Origin of the sequence: Nonomuraea monospora (assembly GCF_039531895.1) — a bacterium.
GTDB lineage: Bacteria > Actinomycetota > Actinomycetes > Streptosporangiales > Streptosporangiaceae > Nonomuraea > Nonomuraea monospora.
In genome coordinates, this window is the sequence record NZ_BAAAQX010000001.1 from 696,806 (window position 1) to 717,773 (window position 20,968).

General features: G+C 68.4%; 16 protein-coding genes. 11 read left to right on the forward strand and 5 right to left on the reverse strand.

Going from position 1 to position 20,968, the window contains the following annotated elements; translation table 11 throughout:
- Positions 1-555: 555 nt before the first annotated feature.
- Positions 556-1,341 (reverse strand): SDR family NAD(P)-dependent oxidoreductase, encoded by a 786-nt coding sequence (locus ABD331_RS03195; RefSeq protein ID WP_344470682.1) that lies wholly within the window; start codon positions 1,339-1,341, stop codon positions 556-558.
- Positions 1,342-1,418: 77 nt separating this feature from the next.
- Between ABD331_RS03195 and ABD331_RS03200 the strand changes: the two genes are divergently transcribed.
- Together ABD331_RS03200 and ABD331_RS03205 are read left to right on the forward strand one after the other, a co-directional pair.
- A complete protein-coding gene (locus ABD331_RS03200; RefSeq protein WP_344470683.1) occupies positions 1,419-2,627 on the forward strand; it encodes a cytochrome P450 family protein in 1,209 nt (402 codons plus the stop codon).
- Between the two features lie 45 nt (positions 2,628-2,672).
- On the forward strand, positions 2,673-2,852 hold the full coding sequence (locus ABD331_RS03205) for a hypothetical protein (RefSeq protein ID WP_344470684.1): 180 nt from the start codon (positions 2,673-2,675) through the stop codon (positions 2,850-2,852).
- On the opposite strand, the gene ABD331_RS03210 is transcribed toward ABD331_RS03205, so the two are convergent.
- The 3 genes from ABD331_RS03210 to ABD331_RS03220 form a co-directional block, all read right to left on the reverse strand.
- On the reverse strand, positions 2,830-4,053 hold the full coding sequence (locus tag ABD331_RS03210; protein ID WP_344470685.1) for a beta-ketoacyl-[acyl-carrier-protein] synthase family protein: 1,224 nt from the start codon (positions 4,051-4,053) through the stop codon (positions 2,830-2,832). The two genes, ABD331_RS03205 and ABD331_RS03210, sit on opposite strands and share 23 nt — an antisense overlap.
- Positions 4,050-5,447, reverse strand: coding sequence for a pentapeptide repeat-containing protein (locus ABD331_RS03215; RefSeq protein WP_344470686.1), 1,398 nt, complete (start codon positions 5,445-5,447; stop codon positions 4,050-4,052). Before ABD331_RS03215 ends, ABD331_RS03210 begins: the two co-directional genes overlap by 4 nt.
- Positions 5,448-5,522: 75 nt before the next feature.
- The gene (locus tag ABD331_RS03220) at positions 5,523-5,921 is read right to left on the reverse strand and encodes a hypothetical protein (protein ID WP_344470687.1); all 399 of its coding nucleotides are present in this window, start codon (positions 5,919-5,921) and stop codon (positions 5,523-5,525) included.
- A 373-nt stretch (positions 5,922-6,294) separates the two neighbouring features.
- On the opposite strand from ABD331_RS03220, the gene ABD331_RS03225 reads away from it, so the two are divergent.
- The 3 genes from ABD331_RS03225 to ABD331_RS03235 are packed head-to-tail and all read left to right on the forward strand — an operon-like array spanning position 6,295 to position 11,168.
- The gene (locus tag ABD331_RS03225) at positions 6,295-7,599 is read left to right on the forward strand and encodes a DegT/DnrJ/EryC1/StrS aminotransferase family protein (protein WP_344470688.1); all 1,305 of its coding nucleotides are present in this window, start codon (positions 6,295-6,297) and stop codon (positions 7,597-7,599) included.
- Positions 7,592-9,148 carry a GMC oxidoreductase gene (locus tag ABD331_RS03230; RefSeq protein ID WP_344470689.1) on the forward strand — a complete coding sequence of 519 codons (1,557 nt, stop codon included), beginning with the start codon at positions 7,592-7,594 and terminating at the stop codon, positions 9,146-9,148. Before ABD331_RS03225 ends, ABD331_RS03230 begins: the two co-directional genes overlap by 8 nt.
- A gap of 19 nt (positions 9,149-9,167) precedes the next feature.
- Positions 9,168-11,168 (forward strand): carbamoyltransferase family protein, encoded by a 2,001-nt coding sequence (locus tag ABD331_RS03235; RefSeq protein WP_344470690.1) that lies wholly within the window; start codon positions 9,168-9,170, stop codon positions 11,166-11,168.
- Here the strand turns inward: ABD331_RS03235 and ABD331_RS03240 are convergent, their stop codons facing one another.
- Complete coding sequence (locus ABD331_RS03240) at positions 11,169-11,843, reverse strand: class I SAM-dependent methyltransferase (RefSeq protein WP_344470691.1); 675 nt, start codon at positions 11,841-11,843, stop codon at positions 11,169-11,171. It abuts the gene before it with no gap.
- Between the two features lie 282 nt (positions 11,844-12,125).
- Here ABD331_RS03240 and ABD331_RS03245 point away from each other — a divergent pair, with 282 nt between their 5' ends.
- The 6 genes from ABD331_RS03245 (at position 12,126) to ABD331_RS03270 (ending at position 20,952) form a co-directional block, all read left to right on the forward strand.
- Positions 12,126-13,676: an MFS transporter gene (locus ABD331_RS03245; protein ID WP_344470692.1), complete on the forward strand. Its 1,551-nt coding sequence runs from the start codon at positions 12,126-12,128 to the stop codon at positions 13,674-13,676.
- 322 nt (positions 13,677-13,998) lie between these two features.
- Entirely contained in the window at positions 13,999-15,306 is a 1,308-nt protein-coding gene (gene aroA / locus ABD331_RS03250; RefSeq protein WP_344470693.1) for a 3-phosphoshikimate 1-carboxyvinyltransferase, read from the forward strand.
- On the forward strand, positions 15,293-16,990 hold the full coding sequence (locus ABD331_RS03255) for an AMP-binding protein (RefSeq protein WP_344470694.1): 1,698 nt from the start codon (positions 15,293-15,295) through the stop codon (positions 16,988-16,990). The genes aroA and ABD331_RS03255 overlap by 14 nt, the downstream gene beginning before the upstream one ends.
- A gap of 34 nt (positions 16,991-17,024) precedes the next feature.
- The gene (locus ABD331_RS03260) at positions 17,025-18,170 is read left to right on the forward strand and encodes an acyl-CoA dehydrogenase family protein (protein ID WP_344470695.1); all 1,146 of its coding nucleotides are present in this window, start codon (positions 17,025-17,027) and stop codon (positions 18,168-18,170) included.
- Positions 18,167-18,997, forward strand: coding sequence for an SDR family oxidoreductase (locus ABD331_RS03265; protein ID WP_344470696.1), 831 nt, complete (start codon positions 18,167-18,169; stop codon positions 18,995-18,997). The genes ABD331_RS03260 and ABD331_RS03265 overlap by 4 nt, the downstream gene beginning before the upstream one ends.
- Positions 18,998-19,014: 17 nt before the next feature.
- Positions 19,015-20,952, forward strand: a complete 1,938-nt coding sequence (locus ABD331_RS03270; RefSeq protein ID WP_344470748.1) for an oxidoreductase — start codon at positions 19,015-19,017, stop codon at positions 20,950-20,952.
- Positions 20,953-20,968 lie beyond the last annotated feature (16 nt).

Sequence of the window (20,968 nt, forward strand, 5' to 3'; positions counted from 1 at the left end):
GCGTCTAGGCGTGATCGGTGGTTGATCTGACGAATGGTTGACGATCGGTTGCGTACGCTCGTCGTCGCTTGCCCGTGCACGTCCGGTCCGGGTAGCCGTCAGAGTGCACGTTGACGCGATGAAGGAGCGGAGCCTCCGCTCCCCGTGACGACACCCGGTCCGCGGACGGACACTCGGGTCTCACCACCCGTCCCCACGGACAGGGGAGGCTCTGATGAGGACAGGGTACGACGGACAACAGATCGCCGGAATGGACCTGCACCGTCAGCGCGGCTGCTGCGCACCGCCCGGTGGGACGCCAACGGGGCATCGCCGAACACGGCCGACATCTTCGGACCCGGTGACCGCACCCTGCTCGCTATCCGTGGCAGCTACCACGTGATCCAAGCCTGCGACGAGGTCGGCTCGGTCCTGGCCGCCGTCATCGTGGCCGAGATCGGCGACATCCATCGATCCAAGGGCCCCGGACAGCTGTCCAGGAAGCCTCTGAGCTGGTGGTTCAGAAGTTGAGGGCTGGCCAGGTCGTCTCGCGTCTTCTGCGCGGCGAGATACGTTTTAAAACAACTCGGTCTTGCGCTGGAGGTAGTTCATCCCGGCGATCCAGCGGCCGGTGTCGGCGGCCCTGGCCTGGTAGAGGCCGGCGGTCTCCGGGTGGGTCAGGATGAGGAACCGGCCGTCGGCCATGGCCTCGAAGACGGTGTCCGCGACCTGCTCAGGGCTGATGGCGGTCGGGTTCACCAGGGCGCGCACTCTCCGGCCCGCGCCGGCCAGCATGTTGGTGTGCACTCCCTGGGGGCAAAGGGCCTGCACGGTGATGCCCCGGTGGGCGTAGGTGGCGGCGAGCCATTCCGCGAAGGCGAGCGCCCCGTGCTTGGTGACCGTGTAGGGCGCTGAGCCGAGCATGGTGAGCAGCCCGGCGGCGGAGGCGGTGGCCAGGAACCGGCCGCGTCCGCGTTCCAGCCAGGCGGGCAGGAGCAGTCCGGCGGCCCGGACGTGCGCCATCACGTTGACCTCCCAAGCGCTGGCCCAGGCAGCCTCGAGGGCTTCCGGGCCGCCTTCCGGCGCGACGCCGGCGTTGGCGCAGTACAGGTCGATGGCGCCGAGTGCGTCAGTGGCCGTGGCGATCAGCCCCCGGACCCCGGCTTCGCTGGCGGCGTCCGCGGCGACCGCGATGCCCCCGATCTGGCCGGCGATCTCGCGGGCCGCGCTGCCATGGGTGTCTGCGACCACAACCCGCGCGCCCGCCGCCGCGAACCGGCGGGCCAGCGCTGCTCCGATACCGCCGCCACCACCGGTGATGACCACACCCGCATCTTTGAAATCAAATCCGGTTCCCGGCATGATAGGTGATCCTTCCGTCCGCGCTGGCAATTGAATTTCCCTGGCGGTGCAGAGCCCGTCAAATTATCGTGCGATACATGACGGACGCATTACCGCTGATATCTCTTGATCAAGAATCCTATTTCCAGTCTCCGGCGAATTTCTTCGCGCAATTCCGGGAATCGCAGCCGGTCACCCCGGTGCGAATGCTGGACGGCAGGCGGGCCTGGATCATCACCCGCTATGCGGACGCGCGGGCGGCCCTGACCGACCGGCGGCTGGCGAATGATGTCCGGCGCTGGCCAGGCGGCTCCAGGTCCTGGCCGAGCGAGGACGCGGGCGGCGTCCATGCGCACCTGCTGCACAACGACCCGCCGGTGCACTCCCGGATGCGCCGCCTGGTGCAGAAGGCGCTCATGCCGCGCAACGTCGCGCGGCTGCGGACCCGCACCGAAGAGATCGCCGCTGACCTGCTGGACCAGATGTCAGCCGTGCCGAGCGATGTCATTGACCTGCTCCCCGCCTTCGCCAGCCAGCTCCCGCTCACCGTCCTCGGTGAGCTGCTGGGCATCCCACCGGAGGGCCGGGGCATGATCCTGGCCGCTCTGGCGGCTTACGACGATCCGGGTGAGGCCAACCGGGTGACCAGGGAACTGGCGGCCCTGTTCACTGACCTGCTCGCCGCTAAGCGCGCCGTCCCCGCTGATGATGTGCTCTCCGTCCTGGCAAGCGTCCGTGATGACGGCGAAGGAGACGCGGGTGAGGGACTGACCAGCGCCGAGATTCTCTCCTTGGCCTTCCAGCTCGTGATGGCCGGGTTCGACACCACCGTCAACCTGATCGCCTCCGGCACACTGGCGCTGCTGACCAACCCCGAGGAACTGGCCAAGTTGCGCAAGACCCCGGCGCTGATTCCGGCGGCGGTGGAGGAACTGCTCCGGTTCGTGAACCCGGTGAGCCATTCCAGCGACCGGTTCACCCTTGAGGACCTGCCCATCGGGGATGTGGTGATCCCGGCGGGCGAGTGGGTGTTCATCGCGATCAGCTCCGGTAACAGGGACCCGGACCGATTCCCGGAACCGGACCTGCTCGACCTGGGCAGGGAGGCTACCGGGCACATCGCCTTCGGGTACGGGATCCACTACTGCATCGGCGCTCCGCTGGCCCGGATGGAGGGCGAGGTCGCACTCTCAGCACTGCTTGACCGCTTCCCGAACCTGGCGCTCGCAGTCCCGCCTGATCAGCTCCGTTGGCGCCGCAACAGCCTGATGCACGGCCTGGCGGCCCTGCCCGTACGACTCAGGTGAAGCCGTTCGTCGACGCTTCCAGCCGCCCAGGTCAAAGGACGCCTCGTGAGTGCGGTTCTTTCGCCCCGCTACACACACCGCTGCTGCCGGGTGCGCGAGTGCTGTGTGCTGGTGCGCCGGCTGAACGTGCTGACGGTCACGTCGGCGACGCCGCCGGCCGCGACAAGGCTGCGCGGGGGCAACGCGGGGCTCGGCGCGGGGCTCAGATGGCGGCCAGCACTGTGACGCAGTTCTGGCCGCCGAACCCGAAGGCGGTGGTCAGCGCCGTGCGTACCGGCAGCCTCCGCGCCACGTTCGCCACGTGGTCCAGGCCGCAGTCAGGATCGGGTGCGGTCAGGTTAACGGTAGGCGGCACGATGCCGTCCCTGATAGCGAGCGCGCAGACCATGGCTGACAGCGCGCCGGCAGCGCCGATCAGGTGGCCAGTCACTGATTTGGGGCTGGAGACGGCGATCTGGCCGGCGGTGCACCCGAGGGCCTGGCGGATGGCGGACGCCTCGGCGCGGTCCCCGGCGACCGTGCCCGTGGCGTGCGCGCAGATGAAGTCGAGACTGGCCGGGTCGATGCCCGATCGCCGGACCGCCAGCCGGATCGCCTCGGCGGCGTGCCGGCCCGCAGGGTCGGGCGCGGTGATGTGGAAGGCATCGGCGGTGAGCGCCCCCGCCCGCAGTTCGGCGTACGCTTTGACGCCGCGCCTGGCGGCGTGCCCGGCCGATTCCACGATCGCGATGACGGCACCCTCGCCGTAGACGAAGCCGTCGCGTCCGGCGTCGAACGGGCGGCAGGCGCGGGCCGGGCAGTCATTGCGCCGGGACAGTGCGCCGGACGGAATCAGGCCGGCGAAGGTCACCGGCGTGATCCCCGCGTCCGTCCCGCCGGCGATCACCACCTCAGCCTCGCCTGCCAGGATGAGCTGCCTGGCCCGCAGCAGCGCCTCGCTGCCGCTGGCACAGGCGTACGCTCCGGCGTGCACGGGACCGTGCACGCCGAGGTCGATGGCGACCTCGCAAGCGGGCATGTTGTTCAGCGAGGACGGGACGAAGCTGGGGCTCAGCGGGCGATCAGCCAGCAGCCGTCTGGTCGCGGCCTCGATGGTGTCGAACCCGGCGACGGCGCTGTTGATCACTATTCCGGTGTCCCGTCCATCACCGATGTCCAGGTGCGCGTCGGCCACCGCTTCACGTGCGGCGGCCACCGCGAACTGGGTGAACCGCGCGGTACGGCGTACCCGCTTGCGGTCCAGGTAGTCGGCCGGGTCGAAGCCCCGGACCTCGGCGGCGATCCGCACCGCCAGGCCGCTGGCATCAAAGGCGGTGATCGGGCCGACACCCGAGTTCCCCTCGATCAGGTTCTGCCAGGTGATCTCCCGGCCGATGCCGACGGGCGTGACCGCCCCGAAGCCGGTGATGACGACCGGTTCCATCATGTCTCTTCGGGCGGGTACCAGTGGGGCTCGTTGATCGGCCGGTCGTCGAGCCGGATGCCGGAGGCCGCAGCGACGCTGTCGGCGATCAGGAAGCGGCCGGCGGCGACCTGCCGGGACGAGGACCGGATGCGCTCGAGGTAGCGGCTGGGCCATGCGGTGGTTTCCGTCCAGGTCACCGCGCTCAGCAGCGCCCCCTGCAGGCTGGCGCCGCGTAGGTCCGCGCCGCCTACGTCGGCTTCGCGCAGGTCGGCGCCGGCCAGGGTCGCCTCACGCAGGTCCGCTCCGGTCAGGTCGGCGTCGCCGAGAAAGGCGCCGCACAGGTCAGCACCGTTCAGGAACGCTCCGCGCAGGTTCACTTCGCGCAGGTCGGCGCCGCGTAGGCACGCACCGCTGAGGATGGCCTCGGTCAGCAGGGCCGATTTCAGGCACGCGCCGTCCAGGAACGCCATGCTCAGATTCGCCTGGCGCAGGTCGGCCTCGACGATCGAGGCCCCGTTGAGGGCGGCCTCGCGCAAGTCCGCTCCCGCCAGATCAGTGCCGCGCAGGTCGTGCCCGCGCATGAAGCCGCTGCTCAAGTCCTTGCCCTCGCTCACTGCCTCGGTAAGTACTGCATGAGGTGCGCGCGGTTCTCGGACGAGCGCGCGCACCTGGTCATCGGGAGTCCGGGCGACCGGGTGCAGGAAGAACGCGCTCGGGTGATCCAGCGCGAGCGCGAGGTCCTGCGCCGTCTGGAACGGCCGGTACCGGTTGAAGAGGGATATGGCATCCGGGTAGGACCGGGCGGTCAGTCCGAACCGATCGGCCAGGGTGGGTAGGAGCAGTTCTTGCAGCGAGTACGAGTGGCCGGCTCGCTGGTTGCGTTCGACGAAACCGCGCAGCGCCGGATAGATATCGCTGGTCACGACGGCGCGGAGGTAATCGCGGCCGAATACCTGGCCTGGACTGAAACTGCGGTTGGTGTGTGTCATGCCCAGGATCGACAACAGCTCGGGCAGCTCCGGCTTCAGGCTGAGGTAGGCGGGCCACTGGGAGCTGGCTGGGATGTTGCGCCGCAGTCCGGGAGCGAGGTAGTCGGCATCTTTCATCTGCTCCGCGATGAACCGGGTGAATCCCGGTTTGATGAAGACCATGTCGGTCTCGACGGTTATCACATGATCGTAGTCCTGGCCCGCCGCCCATTCGAATATGTCGAAGTAGGCCGGCATGATCTTCCGATACATGAGTGGACGCGAGAGCGGTATCGCGAGCGTGCCTTCCAGGGTCCGGCGCCGTGATCCTGAATTGTACCAGGCGATATCCGATTCCGGGCAGAAATGTTGGAGTCGGCGTATCAGGTCGAGGAAATATTCATCGGACCGGTCGCTGATGATGACAAAACATGTGCGTGTCGTCACGCGGGCACTGTACTTTTACGGACCCGTGCGGTCAACAGGTTGGCGCGGGCGGCTGGTGTTCGTTTTAAACCAGTCTCAAAATTGTTGATCTGTGGCAATCACGGATCTCTGCAATTTCGAAAATAACTGACCTGCGACGATGGCGATCGCCTGGTGCAGAAAGCCACGACCGGCTTGGATCTTGATTGATGGGTGTGCCGGTACGGGATCGGGGCATCGTGCTCGTGTAACTCGCGGTGGCGATGGCGCTAGGGTGACCAGCATGCGGACCACATGCAGTTGATCGATGCCGTCCACCGTGATCATGCCGAGGTCGAGGACGGGGTGCGCTGCAACAAAGCGATGGGCCCGCGCGACCTGCCGTTGGCGCGAGCCGAACCGCGGACTCTGCACCAACACGAAACCGAACCCCGTACGCCGAACCGAGTTGGACAACCAGGCGAAAATTTCCGCCACATCGATCAATTCAGCCATGACGAATACGGTCTGCGTCGTCGAGGCTGATCCGTGTGCCTTTCTAAAGACGCTTCTGCGGAACCCGGGGTACAGTACGACGAAAGTCGCCTGTGCTGTGCAGGTAAATACTGGGTGCCGAGTGAACCCGTGCGACATCGTGGATAGGGAAATGCCGTATGAGGTATGAAGAGAGATTCTATGCTGACCACGGCGGAATTTATGCTGCGACAAGCGCTATCGGCGCAGAGTGGGTGGCAACGCAGCAGCCGGAGACTCCCGCGGATCGGATCTGGCCCCAGGATCTGAAGATCGATCGGCTGCGGGCCGCGCATGAACGCGACCGCATCGGGGTGAACGCCGTACACCCCGTGCTCCGGTTGGGGGTGTACTCATGAGTGCCGACCGGCGCTCGACGAGGAGGCTTGCCATCGAGGGAGGGCGGCCTGTCGGTAACGCCACTGTGCCGTCGTGGCCCCAGCTCGCACCCCGGGCGCTCGCCGCTGTGGCTGCGGTGCTCGAATCGGGCCGCTGGTCCCTGCCCGGTGTCCGGCGCGGCGGGCCGTCGGCGGAGGAATGCTTCGCCCGGCGGTTCGGGCAATTCCTTGGCGCGCCGCACTGCGTGCCCGTCAATAACGGCAGCGCAGCGCTGGTGATCGCTCTGGAAGCACTCGATGTCGGTGCTGGCGATGAGGTCATCATTCCGGCTCTGACCTGGGTCGCGAACGCCACATCGGTGCTCGCCGTGAATGCCACGCCAGTCATGGCCGACATTGACCCGGCAACGCTGTGCATCTCCGCCACCGCGATCGAGGCGGCGATAACAGAGCGCACCCGGGCCATCGTGGTCGTACACCTGTTCAGCTCGGTGGCCGACCTGGATGCGATCACGGCGATCGGGAAATCTCTCGGGATACCGGTCATCGAAGACTGCTCCCATGCCCACGGGGCGAGCTGGCGGGGGCGCCGGGCCGGTACTTGGGGGGCCGTCGGCACCTTCAGTATGCAGGAACAGAAACTGCTGACCTCGGGGGAAGGCGGAGCCGCGGTCTGCCAGAACCCTGAGCTCTATGACCGGCTCTACCAGTTACGGTCAGACGGCCGGCGGCCCCGGGCGCACACGGTTGACGGCGAGAGCGACCTGCTCTTCGATGGGTCGGTCTCCGGGACCAATTACTGCATGGCGCAGGTGTGCGCGGCACTGCTCGATGCGCAGCTCGATCTGCTGTCCGAGCAGAACGACCGCCGCGCCAAGAGAGCGGCGGTACTGGATGAGGTGATCAGCGCGGTGCCGGGAGCGACTCCGGTCAGCGCCCTGGACGGGGTGACCGAGCGCACCTACTACCGCTACGCGCTGCGCATCGACCCGGACGGTTTCGACGGAGTCAGCGCCGCGACGCTCTGCCGGGCGCTGCACGCGGAGACGGGCCTGCCATGGCAGCCGGCCTATCCGCCGCTGTATCGGCATCCGCTCTACAGGCCGCGCACGAAGCGGCGATTCACCGGCGGCGGTCCGTCCCAGCGGCCCGCGCCCGATGCCTACCCGGAGGCTGAGCGCGCGCACAGGGAGATCATGACGCTGCAGCATCCGGCGCTGCTCGCCGGGCCGGACGCCTTCGACGTGCTGCCGGCCGCCTTCGGCAAGCTCCGTCGCCATATGGCGCGGCTGAGGCTGATCGACAGGACAGGCGATGCGTGAACCGGGCACGTTCGACGCGGTGATCGTCGGCTCTGGGTTCGCCGGCTCCTGGGCCGCCAAGGAGCTGACCGAGGCCGGGTTCCGCACGCTGCTCCTGGAAGCCGGGCCGCTGCTGACTCCAGGTGACATCCCGGTCAGGAATCACCGCCGGGACGGCATCAGCAGCGGGCCGGGGGACTGGCAGTCCCAGCGGATCCAGCACGAGCATCCGGCGTTCCTCGAACGTGGCCCGCACCTGTTCGTCGATGACGGCGAGCACCCGTACGAGACGCCGGCCGGGCTGCCGTTCTACTGGATCCGGGGTATGCAGGTCGGCGGCCGCTCGCTGACCTGGGGCGGCACCGCGCTCCGGCTGTCACCGCACGAGCTTGACGCCGCTGACCTGGATGGCTGCGAGCTGCGCTGGCCGCTGCGCTACCGCGACCTGACCGGCGCCTACCGTGCGGTCGAGGAGATGATGGGCCTGTGCGGGACGGCCGAGGGGATGGCGCGGCTGCCGGACAGTTCCTTCCGGACCCGCGGCGGGCCGCTGACCCCAGCCGAGCAGGACTTCCAGCTCGGCTACCGCGCGACGGGCACCCGCCCGGTGCCGGTCCGCTACATCCCGGACATGCCCCGGCAGGGAGAGTGGCCAGGTCACACCATGCAGGCGACCGCGCTCGCGGCGGCCATCCGGACCGGGCTGCTGCGGGTCCGTACCGACTCGGTCGCCACACAGGTGACCACCGATGCCCAGACCGGCCTTGCGACCGGCATCCGGTACGTCGATACCCGGACCAGGACAGTGCGGCACGCCCGTGGCCGGGTCGTGTTCCTGTGCTGCGGGACGATCGAAACCGCCAGGCTGATGTTGAACAGCCGTGGCGACCGGCACCCGGACGGGCTCGGGAACTCCAGCGGATGGCTGGGCCGCGGTCTGATGGATCACCCGGTGCTGTACGCCGATGGCATCCTGGACAGCTACCCGCCGGTGTCTGGCTACGATCCCTCGTTCCGGCAGAGCGGCCTGTTGGTGCCGCCGCCGACCCGCGAGCAGGACAACGTGCGGCCGTTCGGGATCTGGGCCAATCTGCAACGGCGTACCGAGGCCGGCTCTGGTGCGCCGCTGGGCTTCTTTTCGGCGCAGGGCGAAGTGCTGCCGTACTGGGGGAACCGGGTCACGCTGAGCGAGCGGCGGGACAAGTGGGGAGTGCCCGTCCCGGTCATCGAGTGCCGCTACGGGTCGCACGAGAAGCGGCAGTATGAGGCGATGCGTGCCGCTGTGGAGCATGCGGCGACCGTCGTCGGACTCCGGATCACGGCCATCGCGGCCAGCCTCACGGCACCGGGGCTGAATGTACACGAGTTGGGGACCGCCCGGATGGGATCGTCTCCAGGTACTTCGGTGCTCAGCTCCGAGAACCGCTGCTGGGACTGCCTGAACGTCTTCGTGACCGATGGTGCCTGCTTCCCGTCCGCCGGGTGGCAGAACCCGACGCTGACCATCATGGCGCTGTCGGCCAGGGCCGGGCGCATCGCGGCGACGCTGCTGCGCGAATCGACGTACTAGCTAAGGAACGGGTTCCCTCATGCTGCTACTCGGCCTCAGCGGGCACCTCTCGGCTGACGATGGCGACCTGACCCCGCAGATGCAGATGGGGACGGCGTTCTTCAGCGATGGCGGTGCCTTCCACGATGCGGCGGCCTGTTTGATCTCCGGCGGTGAGCTGCTGGCCGCAGTGGAGGAAGAGCGGTTCAACCGGATCAAGAAGACCACCCGGTTCCCGGTCAACGCGATCAGGGCTTGCCTCCAGGTTGCCGGGGTCGCGCCGTCCGAAATCGACGCGGTCGGGCATTTCTTCGGTGAGGACATGCTCGATGAGTGGCTGGATACCACCTACCTGAGCAACCCGCGGCTGCCGCTGCACAGCTCCCGCGAGCTGATGGCGGGCCAGCTGGCAGCGGCGCTGGGCCGGGACATACCGGATGAGCGGCTGTTTTTCGTCAAGCACCATGTCGCCCACGGCCTGTCCGCCTACATCCGCTCCGGGATGAGCGACGCGCTGGTCGCGGTCATGGACGGACGCGGGGAGAAGCACTCGATCACCATCTATCGCGGGAAGAACAGGGAACTGGAAAGCCTCGCCACCTACGGCCTGGGGAAATCGCTCGGCGGTCTCTACCTGGCCAATACCCATCTGCTGGGGTACGGGCTCGGTGATGAGTACAAGGTCATGGGCCTGGCTCCTTACGGGAACCCGGAGACGTTCCGCGATCTCTTCCGGTCCATGTACGAGCTGCGGGACAACGGGGATTTCATCCTGCGCCGGCTGGTCGCGCCCGGCTTCGCGCCGCGCCGCAGTGGCGCGGAGTTCACCCAGGCGCACATGGATTTCGCAGCGGCCCTTCAGGAGACCCTGGAAGAGATAGCCTTGCACGTCCTGTTCCACTGGGCGCGGGAGACCGGGCTGCGGGACCTGTGCTTCACCGGCGGCGTGGCGCACAACAGCACACTGAACGGGCGCATCCTCGCGTCGGGGAAATTCCGCGAAGTGTTCATCCACCCCGCCTCGCATGATGCGGGAGCCGCCGAGGGCGCCGCCCTGGCCATCGGGCCGCTGCTCGGCGCAACCCCGGTCAGGCAGTCCCGGATGTACAGCGCCAGTACCGGGCCTGATCTCGGTACCACCATCGGTATCGAGAAGGAGGTGGCGTCCTGGAGCGACCTCGTCGACTATGAGCGGCCGACCGACATCGTGGCGGAGGCCGCGCGGCTACTGGCCGGCGGCGCTGTCCTCGGCTGGGCGCAGGGCCGCTCCGAATTTGGACCGCGCGCGCTCGGCAACCGGAGCATCCTGGCGGATGCCAGGCCGGCCAGCAACAAGGAGCGGATCAACGCCATGATCAAGAAGCGGGAAGCGTACCGCCCGTTCGCCCCGGTTGTCACCCAGCTGGACGCGGACACCTACTTCGAGCTGCCGCCGACCCGGGCGAATCATGACTTCATGTCGTTCGTGGTGCAGGTGCGCCCGCAGCGCCAGGCTGAACTCGGGGCCGTCACGCATGTCGACGGCAGCGCCCGGATCCAGATCGTCAACCCGGTCGCCAATCGGCGGTTCCATGATCTCGTCCGCGCCTTCGGGGAGTTGACCGGCACGCCGGTGCTGCTGAACACCTCGTTCAACAACAATGCCGAGCCGATCGTGCAGACGGTCCAGGATGCCCTGACCTGTTTCCTCACCACTGGCCTGGACTTCCTGGTGATCGACGAGTTCGTGGTGCGCCGCCGCCCGGGCGCCACGCTTGCCCTCGGCGGGCTGATCCCTCAGCTCCGTCCACAGGCCCGGCTCATCAAGCGGATCAGGCAGACCGCCCAGGGACATCGCCAGGTATGCCACGAGATACGCCTGGAGCACAGCAAGGGGCCGGTGGCCGAGATCTCTCCCGCGCTCTTCGCCCTCCTGGAGGGCGCTGACGGCGTGCGGCCGCTGCGGGATATCGCCGGCCCAGCCGGGCTGAGTCCGGATATCCGGGATGAGCTCTTCGGCCTGTGGCGGCAGCGGTTCTTCACGCTCCGCCCGGTCCGATAGTCACGGGCCTTTCCGGGCCCAGCCCCAGTTGCTGTCGCGCCGGAACTGGCGGTAACCCGGATGGGGCCTTACCAGCAGGTCGAATACCTTGCCGATTTGTGGTGTGTCCCGTTCTTCGGCGGGCATGGCCCGGACGTATCCGGTCTCGCGCAGGCTGGGGCTGCTGCCGTAGGTCCAGTCCAGATCGTCGAACAGCACCCACCCGCCCGGCTTCAGCAGCCGGTCCACCAGGAAGAACGCGAGCCCATCCACGAACCAGCTGTGCGCACCGTCGATGAAGGCGAAATCGAATCGCCATTGGCCGGCCGGGGTGTTTTCGAGCAAGTGCATCAGCTCCCAGTTGTAGGACGTGGGAGTGAAGACCGGCTCGACCCAGTCTTCCAGCTCGGTGGTTTTCAGCAGAGTTCTGATGTCTGGGTCCCATGGGCTTATGTCGAGCAGGTTCGCCAGCTCGGGACGCGGACGGGTGCGATCCAGATCCATGGTCGTCAGCAACCCGCTCCCGTTGGCTTTCAGTGCCGCGCCGATATAACAGGATGAGACGCCGTGCGCGAATCCGAGCTCCAGCACGGCCTCGGGTTTGTTCGCGCGGACGAATTCGTAAAGTTCCCGCCCGCGCTCCTTCGGTATGAAGGGAATCTCGCCGATAGCGCTGATGACCTGCTCGATGTCCATGGTTCTCGACTTTCACTGTTTCTGAGATCTTGGGTGCTGTCCGGACATGCCGGTTCGGGTTGATCGCATGAAGAAGTGAGCATCGGTGCTGACTGCGTAGGCTGACGCAGGAGATGGATGTACGCCGTGGCGAAGCCGGTCTCGGTCTCCCATGGGTAACCGTGCGTACATGAAGTGCGGCCGTTTGTCTTGATCTGGTCTGTCGAAGAACCGATCTTGAGAACGACCGCGAAGCCATCATGCGCCATGAGTGCGTCTGCGGGGAAGCGTGCAGGTGGCCGGGTGAGCCGGAAACCCCTCACCCGAACCGGTCATTGTTTACGTCACAGCACCAGCGAATGCCGGCTGCTGTACCGGCCGCGGGCACGTCGGCTCATTCTAAAACCACACCTGACGAGAGAGCGCGGCGCCACCGCCTCGCCCGGCCGCACCGCTCCGTTGAATGCCGCCGCCACTCCCGGCTGTGGCGATACCGTGAGCTCTGTGGGTAATCGCGAGATAAGGGTTCCGCCGTACATCACCGCGGCTGAGAAAAGGCGGCCGGGCGGCCTGCTCCGCACCCGGAACTTCGGCCTGCTGTGGGCCGGGGAGTCGGTCAGCGGGTTAGGCTCGGCGATTACCACGGTGGCCGTCCCGTTCCTGGCGATAACCGTCCTGCATGCCAGCACCGGCACGGTGGCCCTGCTGACCGCAGCCAGCTGGCTGCCCTGGTTCCTGATCGGCCTCCCGGCCGGTACCTGGGTTGACCGCTGGCCACGCCGCCGCATCCTCGTGTCCGCCAACCTGGTGTCCGCCGCGGTCCTGACCGCCATCCCGGTCGCCGCCTGGACCGGTGTGCTGACCGTGCCCATGCTGCTGGCCGCGGTGCTGATCGCCGGCACGTCCAGCATGTTCTTCACCCTGGCGTTCAACGCCTACTTGCCGCACCTCCTGGCCCCGGAGGAGCGGATGGAGGGCAACGCCAAGCTCCAGGCCAGCGCCTCGGCCGCCGAGGTCGCCGGCCCGGGTCTCGGCGGTCTGCTCACCGAGGTGGCCGGAGCGGTCGGCGGCCTCCTCATCGACGCGGTCACCTTCATCGTCTCGGCCACCTGCCTGCTCAGACTGCGGACCACGCCCGAGCCGAGGGCGGCGGCGGGCGAGCGGCCCAGCATGCTCCGGCAGCTCAGCGAAGGCCTGAGGTACTTCAAGTACGGCGAGTTCATGCTGCCCATGCTCATCGTGGCGGCGATGATCAACCTTGGGATGCTCGGCGTGTTCTCGTTGCGCATCGTGTTCCTGGTGCGCGCCGAAGGCGTCGCGCCGGGAACCGTGGGTGTCCTGATCAGCCTCGCCAGCCTGGGCGGCCTGCTGGGCGCCGTGCTCGCGTCCCGGGCCGTCGCCCGCTTCGGCAGCGCGCGCACCTACGTGGGGGTCAATGTCGTGACCGCGCCGTTCATGCTGCTGCTGCCAGCCAGCGGTCCTGGCTGGCAGCTGGCGCTGTTCACGGTGGGATCGTTCGTGGTCATGCTCGGCGCCACGCTGTCGGGCACCGTCACCGCTACCTTCCGCGTGAACTACATACCGGCGCACCTCCTGGGCAGGGTCACGGCGGTCTCCCGCTTCGTCATCTCCGGCACCGTGCCGCTCGGTGCAGCCATCGCCGGCGTCCTGGCGACAGCCTTCGGGATCGGCACCGCGATGTGGGTGTTGGCCACCTTCTTCGCCGTCACCCCGCTGCTCCTGCTCGCCACCTCGATGCGCAGCATGCGTGACTTCCCGGCCCTCTCCAGCCAGCCTTCCGTATCCAGCAATCCGGCCAGCGCACCCGGCTGCGGCGATCAGGCGGGGGGCTGAGTAGGGGGCACGCAGGACATAGGCCTGGTCGTGCTCTTCCAGGAACGATCGCACATGGCTCGGCGACCAGGCGGTCGGGCTTCAGTGTGCGGCCAGCCGCATCTCGGGGGTCGGCCGGGCGTAGCAGAATTGCACTTACGTGTGTCCTTTGAACGGGCGGCCGGAAACGATAAGAAATCCCCTTGCGGATTTCACGCCGGCTGTTCTTCGTTGACCGGCCCGATATTGGCGTCAACGCGCATCCGGTAATAACATCAGAAATGGCAGCGTTCACGTGTGTGCATCATGTTCAGACCCTTAGATTAATGGCGGGAGCTCAACGATGCGGCTGCTAGTAAAACAGGTTACGGGTCGCGTCGCTGGCGACCTGATAATTCCCAGCTCCAAGTATCACGCACACCGAGCGCTGATCCTCGCGGCGCTGGCTCCGGGTCTGAGCCGGATAGCGGGCCTGTCCGATGCCGGTCACGTCCGGCACACGATCGCGGCGCTGCGCGCGCTCGGCACCGAGATCACGACTGAAGGAGACGTGTTCCTGGTCCGCGGCGGTCAGCTCCGCCCGGCCCGCCGCAAGATCTGGGTGGGCAGCTCGGGGACGACGCTGTATTTCCTGACGGGCCTGGCCGGCTTGGCCAGTGCCCCGGTCCTGATCACCGGACAGAAGTATCTCCAGCGGCGCCCGATCACCCCGCTGCTGGCCGCGCTGAGCGACCTGGGTGTGCAGCTCAGCTCACCGACAGGCGCCCCGCCCGTCCAGGTCTGGCCAAGCCGGCCCTCGGGCGGGCGGGTGACGATCGCCGGCACGCTGTCGCAGTGGATATCCGGCCTGCTGCTGCTCGCCCCGTTCGCGACAGGCCCCAGCGTCATCGAAGTCGAGGGGCCGCTCAACGAGCGCGGCTATATAGACCTGACCATCGCCATGATGGCCCGGTTCGGTCTGCACGTGGCGGTCAGCCCGGACGGACTACGGTATGAGATCGAGCCGGGGCAGCAGGCCGTTCCCGCGTCCATCACCCTGCCGCCCGACATCGGCGCGGCGGCGTTCGGGCTCGCCGCCGCCGCGCTGCATCCAGCCGACGTGCGGCTGGTCGGCCTGACCGCCAGTTCGTCCGCCCAGGCGGACCATCCCGAGGCCGCCGTGCTCGACATCCTGGCCCGGATGGGGCTGTCCATTTCCGCCGAGGAGGGCAGCGGGTTCGTACGGGTGCGGCACGACGGTATCCGGCTCGCCCCGGTAGAGGTGAACTGCAGCTCGGTCCCCGACATGCTGCCGGTGCTCAGTGTCCTGGCCAGCACCGCCAGCGGCACCAGCGTGCTGTCCGATGTCGCCCATGTGCGGTTGAAAGAGTCCGACCGGGTTTCCGCGATGATGCAGATCAACCGGATGGGCGGACATGCCGAGCTGGCGGGTGACCGGCTGTTTGTGACCGGCACCGGTGTGCTGCACGGCGCGGACCTGTCCTCCTACAACGATCATCGGGTGCTGATGGCGCTGGCGATCGCCGGCTCCCGCGCCGAGGGCGAGACCCGGCTCACCTACCCGAACGCCTACCGCATCTCCTACCCCCGGTTCCTGCAGGAGATGAACGCGATCGGCATCGAGATGGCGGTCAGCCGTGCGGATCGGTGACCAGGTACGCCGCTGGGCGCGGGAGCTGCCTGCCGAGCCGGCAGTGATCAGCGCCCACGGTGAAACCGGACAGAGCGGGACCGCGCGGTGCTGGACCTGGCGGGATCTGGACGCCGAAGCGGACCGGCTGGCCATGCTGCTTCTCGAACTCGGTGTCGCGCCGGGTGAGCCGGTCGCCTGGCAGTTGCCCAATGTCGCTGAGTTCGCCGCGCTGACCCTGGCAGCCACCCGGATCGGTGCGATCTGCTGCCCGCTGATGCCGATCTTCCGTGCCCGGGAACTGAGCGACATGCTTCGGCGCTCCAAGGCACGGATCATCGTCATCCCGGACTCCTACCGGGGCCGCGACTGCCCGGGGGAGATCGCCGGCGTGGCGCGGGCCGGCGGCCTGCGCCTGGAACATGTGGTGGTGCTCAGCGACAAGCGCCGCGAGCCAGGCATCGCACCAGGCGACGAGCAGTCTCGTCAAGGGCCCTGTCTGTCTTGGCACCGGTATGCCGATGCGACCGCGCGCCAGGTGCCGGACCGGCGGCTGCTGGAGCGCCTGGCGCCAGAGCCCGGCGCGATCGCCCAGCTCATGTTCACCTCCGGCACCTCCGGTGAGCCCAAAGGGGTGCTGCACCGGATGGACGTACTGACCCGCGCGGCGGCGGCACAGGCCCGCGCGCTCGGCCTGACCGGCCAGGACCGCATCCTGGTGCCGTCCCCGCTGGCGCACCAGACAGGTTTCCTGTACGGAATGTGGCTGGCGTTCAATTTGGGCGCCCCGCAGATACTCATGCCGGCATGGGATGGCGGTGCCGGGCTCGACCTGCTGCGCCGCCACAAGGTCACCTTCATCCAGGCCGCTACGCCTTTCCTCGCCGACCTGGTGGAGATCGTCCAGGCCACCGGACAGCGGCCAGGCACCCTGCGGATCTTCGTCGCGACCGGCGCCGCGATCCCCCGCCACCTGGCGGAGCGGGCGACGCGGGTGCTGGGCGCCGCCGTCTGCGGGGCCTGGGGCAGCACCGAGACCTGTCTCGGCTCGCTGTCGGTACCCGGCGACGAGCCCGCCAAGGCATGGGGCACCGACGGGCGGGCGCTGCCAGGCACGCTGCTGCGGGTCACCGACGACCGGGCGAACGTTCTCCCGCCAGGCCAGGAAGGCAACTTCGAGGTGCACAGCGACTGCCTGTTCGCCGGCTACCTGGACCGACCGGACCTGACCGAGCAGGCGGTGACACCGGACGGCTGGTACCGCAGCGGGGATCTCGCGGTGCTCGACGACCAAGGGTACGTACGGATCAGCGGCCGGGTGAAAGACATCATCAACCGGGGCGGGGAGAAGATACCGGTCGCTGAGATCGAACAGCTCCTGATGCGGCACCCGGCGGTGCGGGATGCCGCCCTGGTCGCCATCCCCGATGACCGGCTCGGGGAGCGGGCCTGCGCTTTCATCACCACGGTGCCCGTGCCTGACGGACCGGGCGGACCCGGTACGGAGTTCGGCTTCACCGAGATGCAGCACTTCCTGGACCGCGCCCAGGTGGCCAGGCAGTACTGGCCGGAACGGTTGGAGATCATCGACGCCATGCCGCGCACCCAGACCGGAAAGGTGCGCAAGTTCGTGCTGCGCGAGCATGCACGGGCACTGATCGACGCCGGGAAACACGTGAGCGGGACCGGACGGGAGCGTGAATGAAGTCCGTGCGTACATCCGTCGCCCAGGAGAGCAGATGAGCATGACCGACAGCAGGGTAACCGAACTGAGGAAAGAGATAGAGGACTGGGTCCGCGGTCCCGGCGAGGAGTACGCGGCGGAGATCGAGCGGACCCGTCAAGCTCCGGCGAGGCTGCGGGCCGAGCTGCGGGAACTCGGATATCTGCGGCTGGCGGCGCCGGAGAACTACGGCGGCCAGGGGATACCGTTCTCCCGGTACCTCGAACTCGCCGAGCTCTTCTCCATGTCGCACGCATCAGTGCGAATGATCGTGCACGTCGCCAACGGGATATGGCGAGCGATCAGCCAGTTCGCTGATGATGAGCAACACAGAAAATTTGTCCTCCCCCAGGTGGCGGGCGCGATCAACGTGGCCTTCGCCCTGACCGAGCCCGCCCATGGGACCGGAGCGGACCTGCGGTCCGCGGTGACCCGTGACGGCGGCACCTATTATCTGTCTGGGGAGAAGCACCTGATCACCTTCGGTGTGGACTGCGACTACTGGCTGGTCTTCGCCCGGGTGGCGGGCAGCACAGGCAAGGACGGCACGGTCGCGCTGCTGGTGGACCGGCACTCTCCCGGCGTCACGGTCACGGCCATGCCCCTGACGATGGGCGTGCGCGGCACCGACCACGCACATCTGCTCTTCGACCGGGTGCCGGTCCCCGTGACCAGCCGGCTCGGCGCGGAAGGGCAGGGGCTGGATGTGGCGCTCGGCGGTTTCCTCACCCCCAGCCGGATCTCGGTGGCGATGAGCTGTGTCGGGCTGGCCCGCCGGGCCCAGGAGCTCGCGGTCGGCTACGCCAGGAACCGAGTGACGTTCGGCAAGCCGTTGACCGCCCGGCAGGCGGTCGCGTTCGCGCTCGCGGAGAACGCCGCCGATATCGAGGCGGCCCGGCAGCTCACGCTGCACGCCGCGCGGCAGTGGGAAGACGGTGCCCCCGGGGCGGGCGCGCTGGCCTCGATGGCCAAGCTGACCGCAGTGGACATGCTCACCAGGGTCACCGACAAGGCACTCCAGGCCCACGGCGGCATCGGCTACTGGGAGTCCAGCCCGATCGAGCGGGTGTACCGGGACGCCCGCGCGCAGCGCTTCGAAGAGGGCACCAACGAGATACAGAAGACCGTGATCGCCCGGATGATCTTCGAGGAGGGTCAGTGAACGGGCCGACGGACGGCAAGGTCGTACTGATCACCGGCGCGTCGCGCGGCATCGGCAGGACGCTCGCGCTCACCCTGGCGCGCGATCGGGCGTCGGTGGTGATCGGCTACAAGAAGAACGCGGACCTGGCGAAGAAGACCCAGGCGGAGGTTGAGCAGCTTGGCGGGCAGGCCATGACCATCGCCGCCGATATGGAGCGGCCCGAGGACATCGCCCGGCTGTTCGCCGCGGCCGCCGATGCGTACGGGCGCCTGGACTACTACGTGTGCAACGCGGCGGCCAGCGCGTTCAAGAACATCACCGACCTGAAGATCCACAATCTGGACCGGACGTATGCGATGAACGTGCGCGCGTTCGTGCTCGGCGCGCAGCACGCGCTGCCGCTGATGAGCGGCGGGGGCCGGATCGTGGCGCTGACCAGCTACGGTGCCTCCCACGCCTACCCGGCGTATGCGGCCCTGGGCTCGGCCAAGGCGGCGATCGAGGCCTGGGTGCGGTACATGGCGCTGGAGTTCGCCCCGCACGGAGTGAATGTCAACGCGGTCAACGCCGGGCTGGTCGAGTCCGATTCCCTGGACTACTTCTACGCGGTACCGGGGATAGCGCCGCTGTCCACGGTGCTGGCGAAGATACCGAAACGCAGACCGGGGACCCAGCAGGAGGTGGCCGACACGGTCGCGTTCCTGCTGTCGTCGGCGGCGGAGTACATCACCGGGCAGGTGATCGTCGTGGACGGCGGGCTGTCGGTCGTCTCGCCGCCGTTCACCAGCGACCTGCCCGCCGGCGACTGGCCCGATGACCGGCCTCAGCATCCAGGTCAGCCGTGAGCGATCCGCTCCCCGCGGTGTTCTCCCCTGCCGCCATTGGCACCCTGTCGTTGCCGCACCGCGTCATCATGGGGGCAATGCACCTGGGGCTCGAGGCCCGCGACGACGGCGGGGCCGCGCTGGCCGCCTTCTACCTGGACCGGGTGCGCGGCGGCGCCGGCCTGATGGTGACCGGCGGCGCGGCGGTCAGCCAAGCCGGGGCGGGCGGGCCGCGGTACGGCGTGCTCACGGATCCCGCGTTCACCCGGCGGCTGGGCCATGTCGCCGCACGGGTGCACGGCGCCGGCGGGCTGATCGCCCTCCAGCTTTTCCACGCCGGCCGCTACGCGCCCGCTGGGGCCGGCGGGCCGGTGGCGCCGTCACCGGTATTCAGCAAGCTCTCGGGCGCGTTGCCGTCGGAGCTGACCGGCGCGCAGATCGACAGGACGCTCCTGGACTTCGCCCATGGCGCGACACTGGCTCGCGGCCTCGGGTTCGACGCGGTGGAGATCATGGGCTCGGAGGGGTACCTGATCGACCAGTTCCTGTCCCCGCTGACCAACCGGCGCGACGATGACTGGGGCGGCGATGCGGTCCGGCGTGCGCGGTTGGGGATCGAGGTCATGCTGCGGGTCCGGGCCGCCGTAGGGGACGGATTTCCGGTGATCTTCCGGATGTCGGGAACCGATCTGATGGACGGCGGGGTAACCCGCCAGGAAACGATGAGTTTCGCCCGCGCGCTGGTCGCGGCGGGTGCGGACGCGCTCAGCATCGGCATCGGCTGGCATGAGTCGCCGATCCCCGCCGTCCAGGGCGGCGTACCGCCCGGTAGCTGGTCGCCCGTCGCCGCCGCCATCAAGGCCGCCATCACAACAACGGCGTGCACGGTACCGGTGATCACCAGCACTCGGGTGAACCGGCTGGAGACCGCGCAGCGGATCCTGGCCTCCGGCCAGGCCGACTTCGTGTCGATGGCCCGTCCGTTCCTGGCCGATCCGGACCTGATGCGTTCCGCGCGCCGGCGGCGCCCGGTCAACATCTGCGTGGCCTGCAATCAGGCGTGCATCGACCGCTCACTCACCCATTCCGGGCCATCGGTTTCCTGCATGGTCAACCCGCGTGCCGGGCGTGAAGCGGAGCTGCCGCCGCCCACACGGACCGTCCGCCCGGCGGCTGTCGCCGTCGTCGGCGGTGGTCCCGCCGGGCTCGTGGCGGCGCGGGAACTGGCCGCCGCCGGCCACAGGGTCACGCTGCTGGAGGCCGCAGGGCAGCTCGGCGGCCAGTTCTGCCTGGCCACGCAGGTGCCGGGCAAGGACGACTACATCTCCTCGATCCACTACCTGACCGCGGAGCTGGCCGCGCTCGGCGCCGAGATCAGGCTGGGGCACGCTGTCCCAGGCGGCAGCGACCTGCTGCGCGGCTTCGCCGGCGTGATCGTGGCCACCGGCACGAAGCCGCGCCGCCTGGACATTCCCGGCACGGCGCTGCCTCATGTGCTCAGCTACCCCGCCGCGTTCACGGCGCAGCTCGGGGAACGGGTGGTGATCATCGGCGGCGGCGGCGTCGCGGTGGATGTCGCGCACTACGCCAGTCAGACCGGCCCGCCGGGCAGGGCTGTGACCGTGCTGCACCGGGGCGGCCGGATCGGCGCGCGCCTGGGTAGGTCAACCCGGTGGGCTGTCTTGGGCGCGCTGCGGGCCCGGGGCACCGTCCTGCGCACGCAGGTGCGCTGCGAGCGGATCACCCCGCACGAGGTCTGGTTCGCGCGCGGTGACGGTACCCCGGATCGGGTGCCCGCGGACACGGTGGTGATCGCCGTCGGGCAGGTAGCCGACGCCTCGGCCGCTGCGGCGGCCCGGCGGTCCCACGTGTGGCACCGGGTGGTCGGCGGCGCCCGCGACGCGGCTGGAATGGACGCCGTACAGGCCACGGCGGAAGGATTGCACGCCGCCCGTGAATTCATCAGGCGAGGTTGACGTACCAGCATCGCCG

What these genes read in the sequence shown, in the direction of transcription:
- aroA (WP_344470693.1), top strand. Translation starts at nt 13,999, where the DNA reads ATGCGGCTGCTAGTAAAACAGGTTACGGGTCGCGTCGCTGGCGACCTG.
- ABD331_RS03200 (WP_344470683.1), top strand. Translation starts at nt 1,419, where the DNA reads ATGACGGACGCATTACCGCTGATATCTCTTGATCAAGAATCCTATTTC.
- ABD331_RS03230 (WP_344470689.1), top strand. Translation starts at nt 7,592, where the DNA reads ATGCGTGAACCGGGCACGTTCGACGCGGTGATCGTCGGCTCTGGGTTC.
- ABD331_RS03195 (WP_344470682.1), bottom strand. Translation starts at nt 1,341, where the DNA reads ATGCCGGGAACCGGATTTGATTTCAAAGATGCGGGTGTGGTCATCACC.
- ABD331_RS03210 (WP_344470685.1), bottom strand. Translation starts at nt 4,053, where the DNA reads ATGATGGAACCGGTCGTCATCACCGGCTTCGGGGCGGTCACGCCCGTC.
- ABD331_RS03260 (WP_344470695.1), top strand. Translation starts at nt 17,025, where the DNA reads ATGAGCATGACCGACAGCAGGGTAACCGAACTGAGGAAAGAGATAGAG.
- ABD331_RS03240 (WP_344470691.1), bottom strand. Translation starts at nt 11,843, where the DNA reads ATGGACATCGAGCAGGTCATCAGCGCTATCGGCGAGATTCCCTTCATA.
- ABD331_RS03235 (WP_344470690.1), top strand. Translation starts at nt 9,168, where the DNA reads ATGCTGCTACTCGGCCTCAGCGGGCACCTCTCGGCTGACGATGGCGAC.
- ABD331_RS03220 (WP_344470687.1), bottom strand. Translation starts at nt 5,921, where the DNA reads ATGGCTGAATTGATCGATGTGGCGGAAATTTTCGCCTGGTTGTCCAAC.
- ABD331_RS03225 (WP_344470688.1), top strand. Translation starts at nt 6,295, where the DNA reads ATGAGTGCCGACCGGCGCTCGACGAGGAGGCTTGCCATCGAGGGAGGG.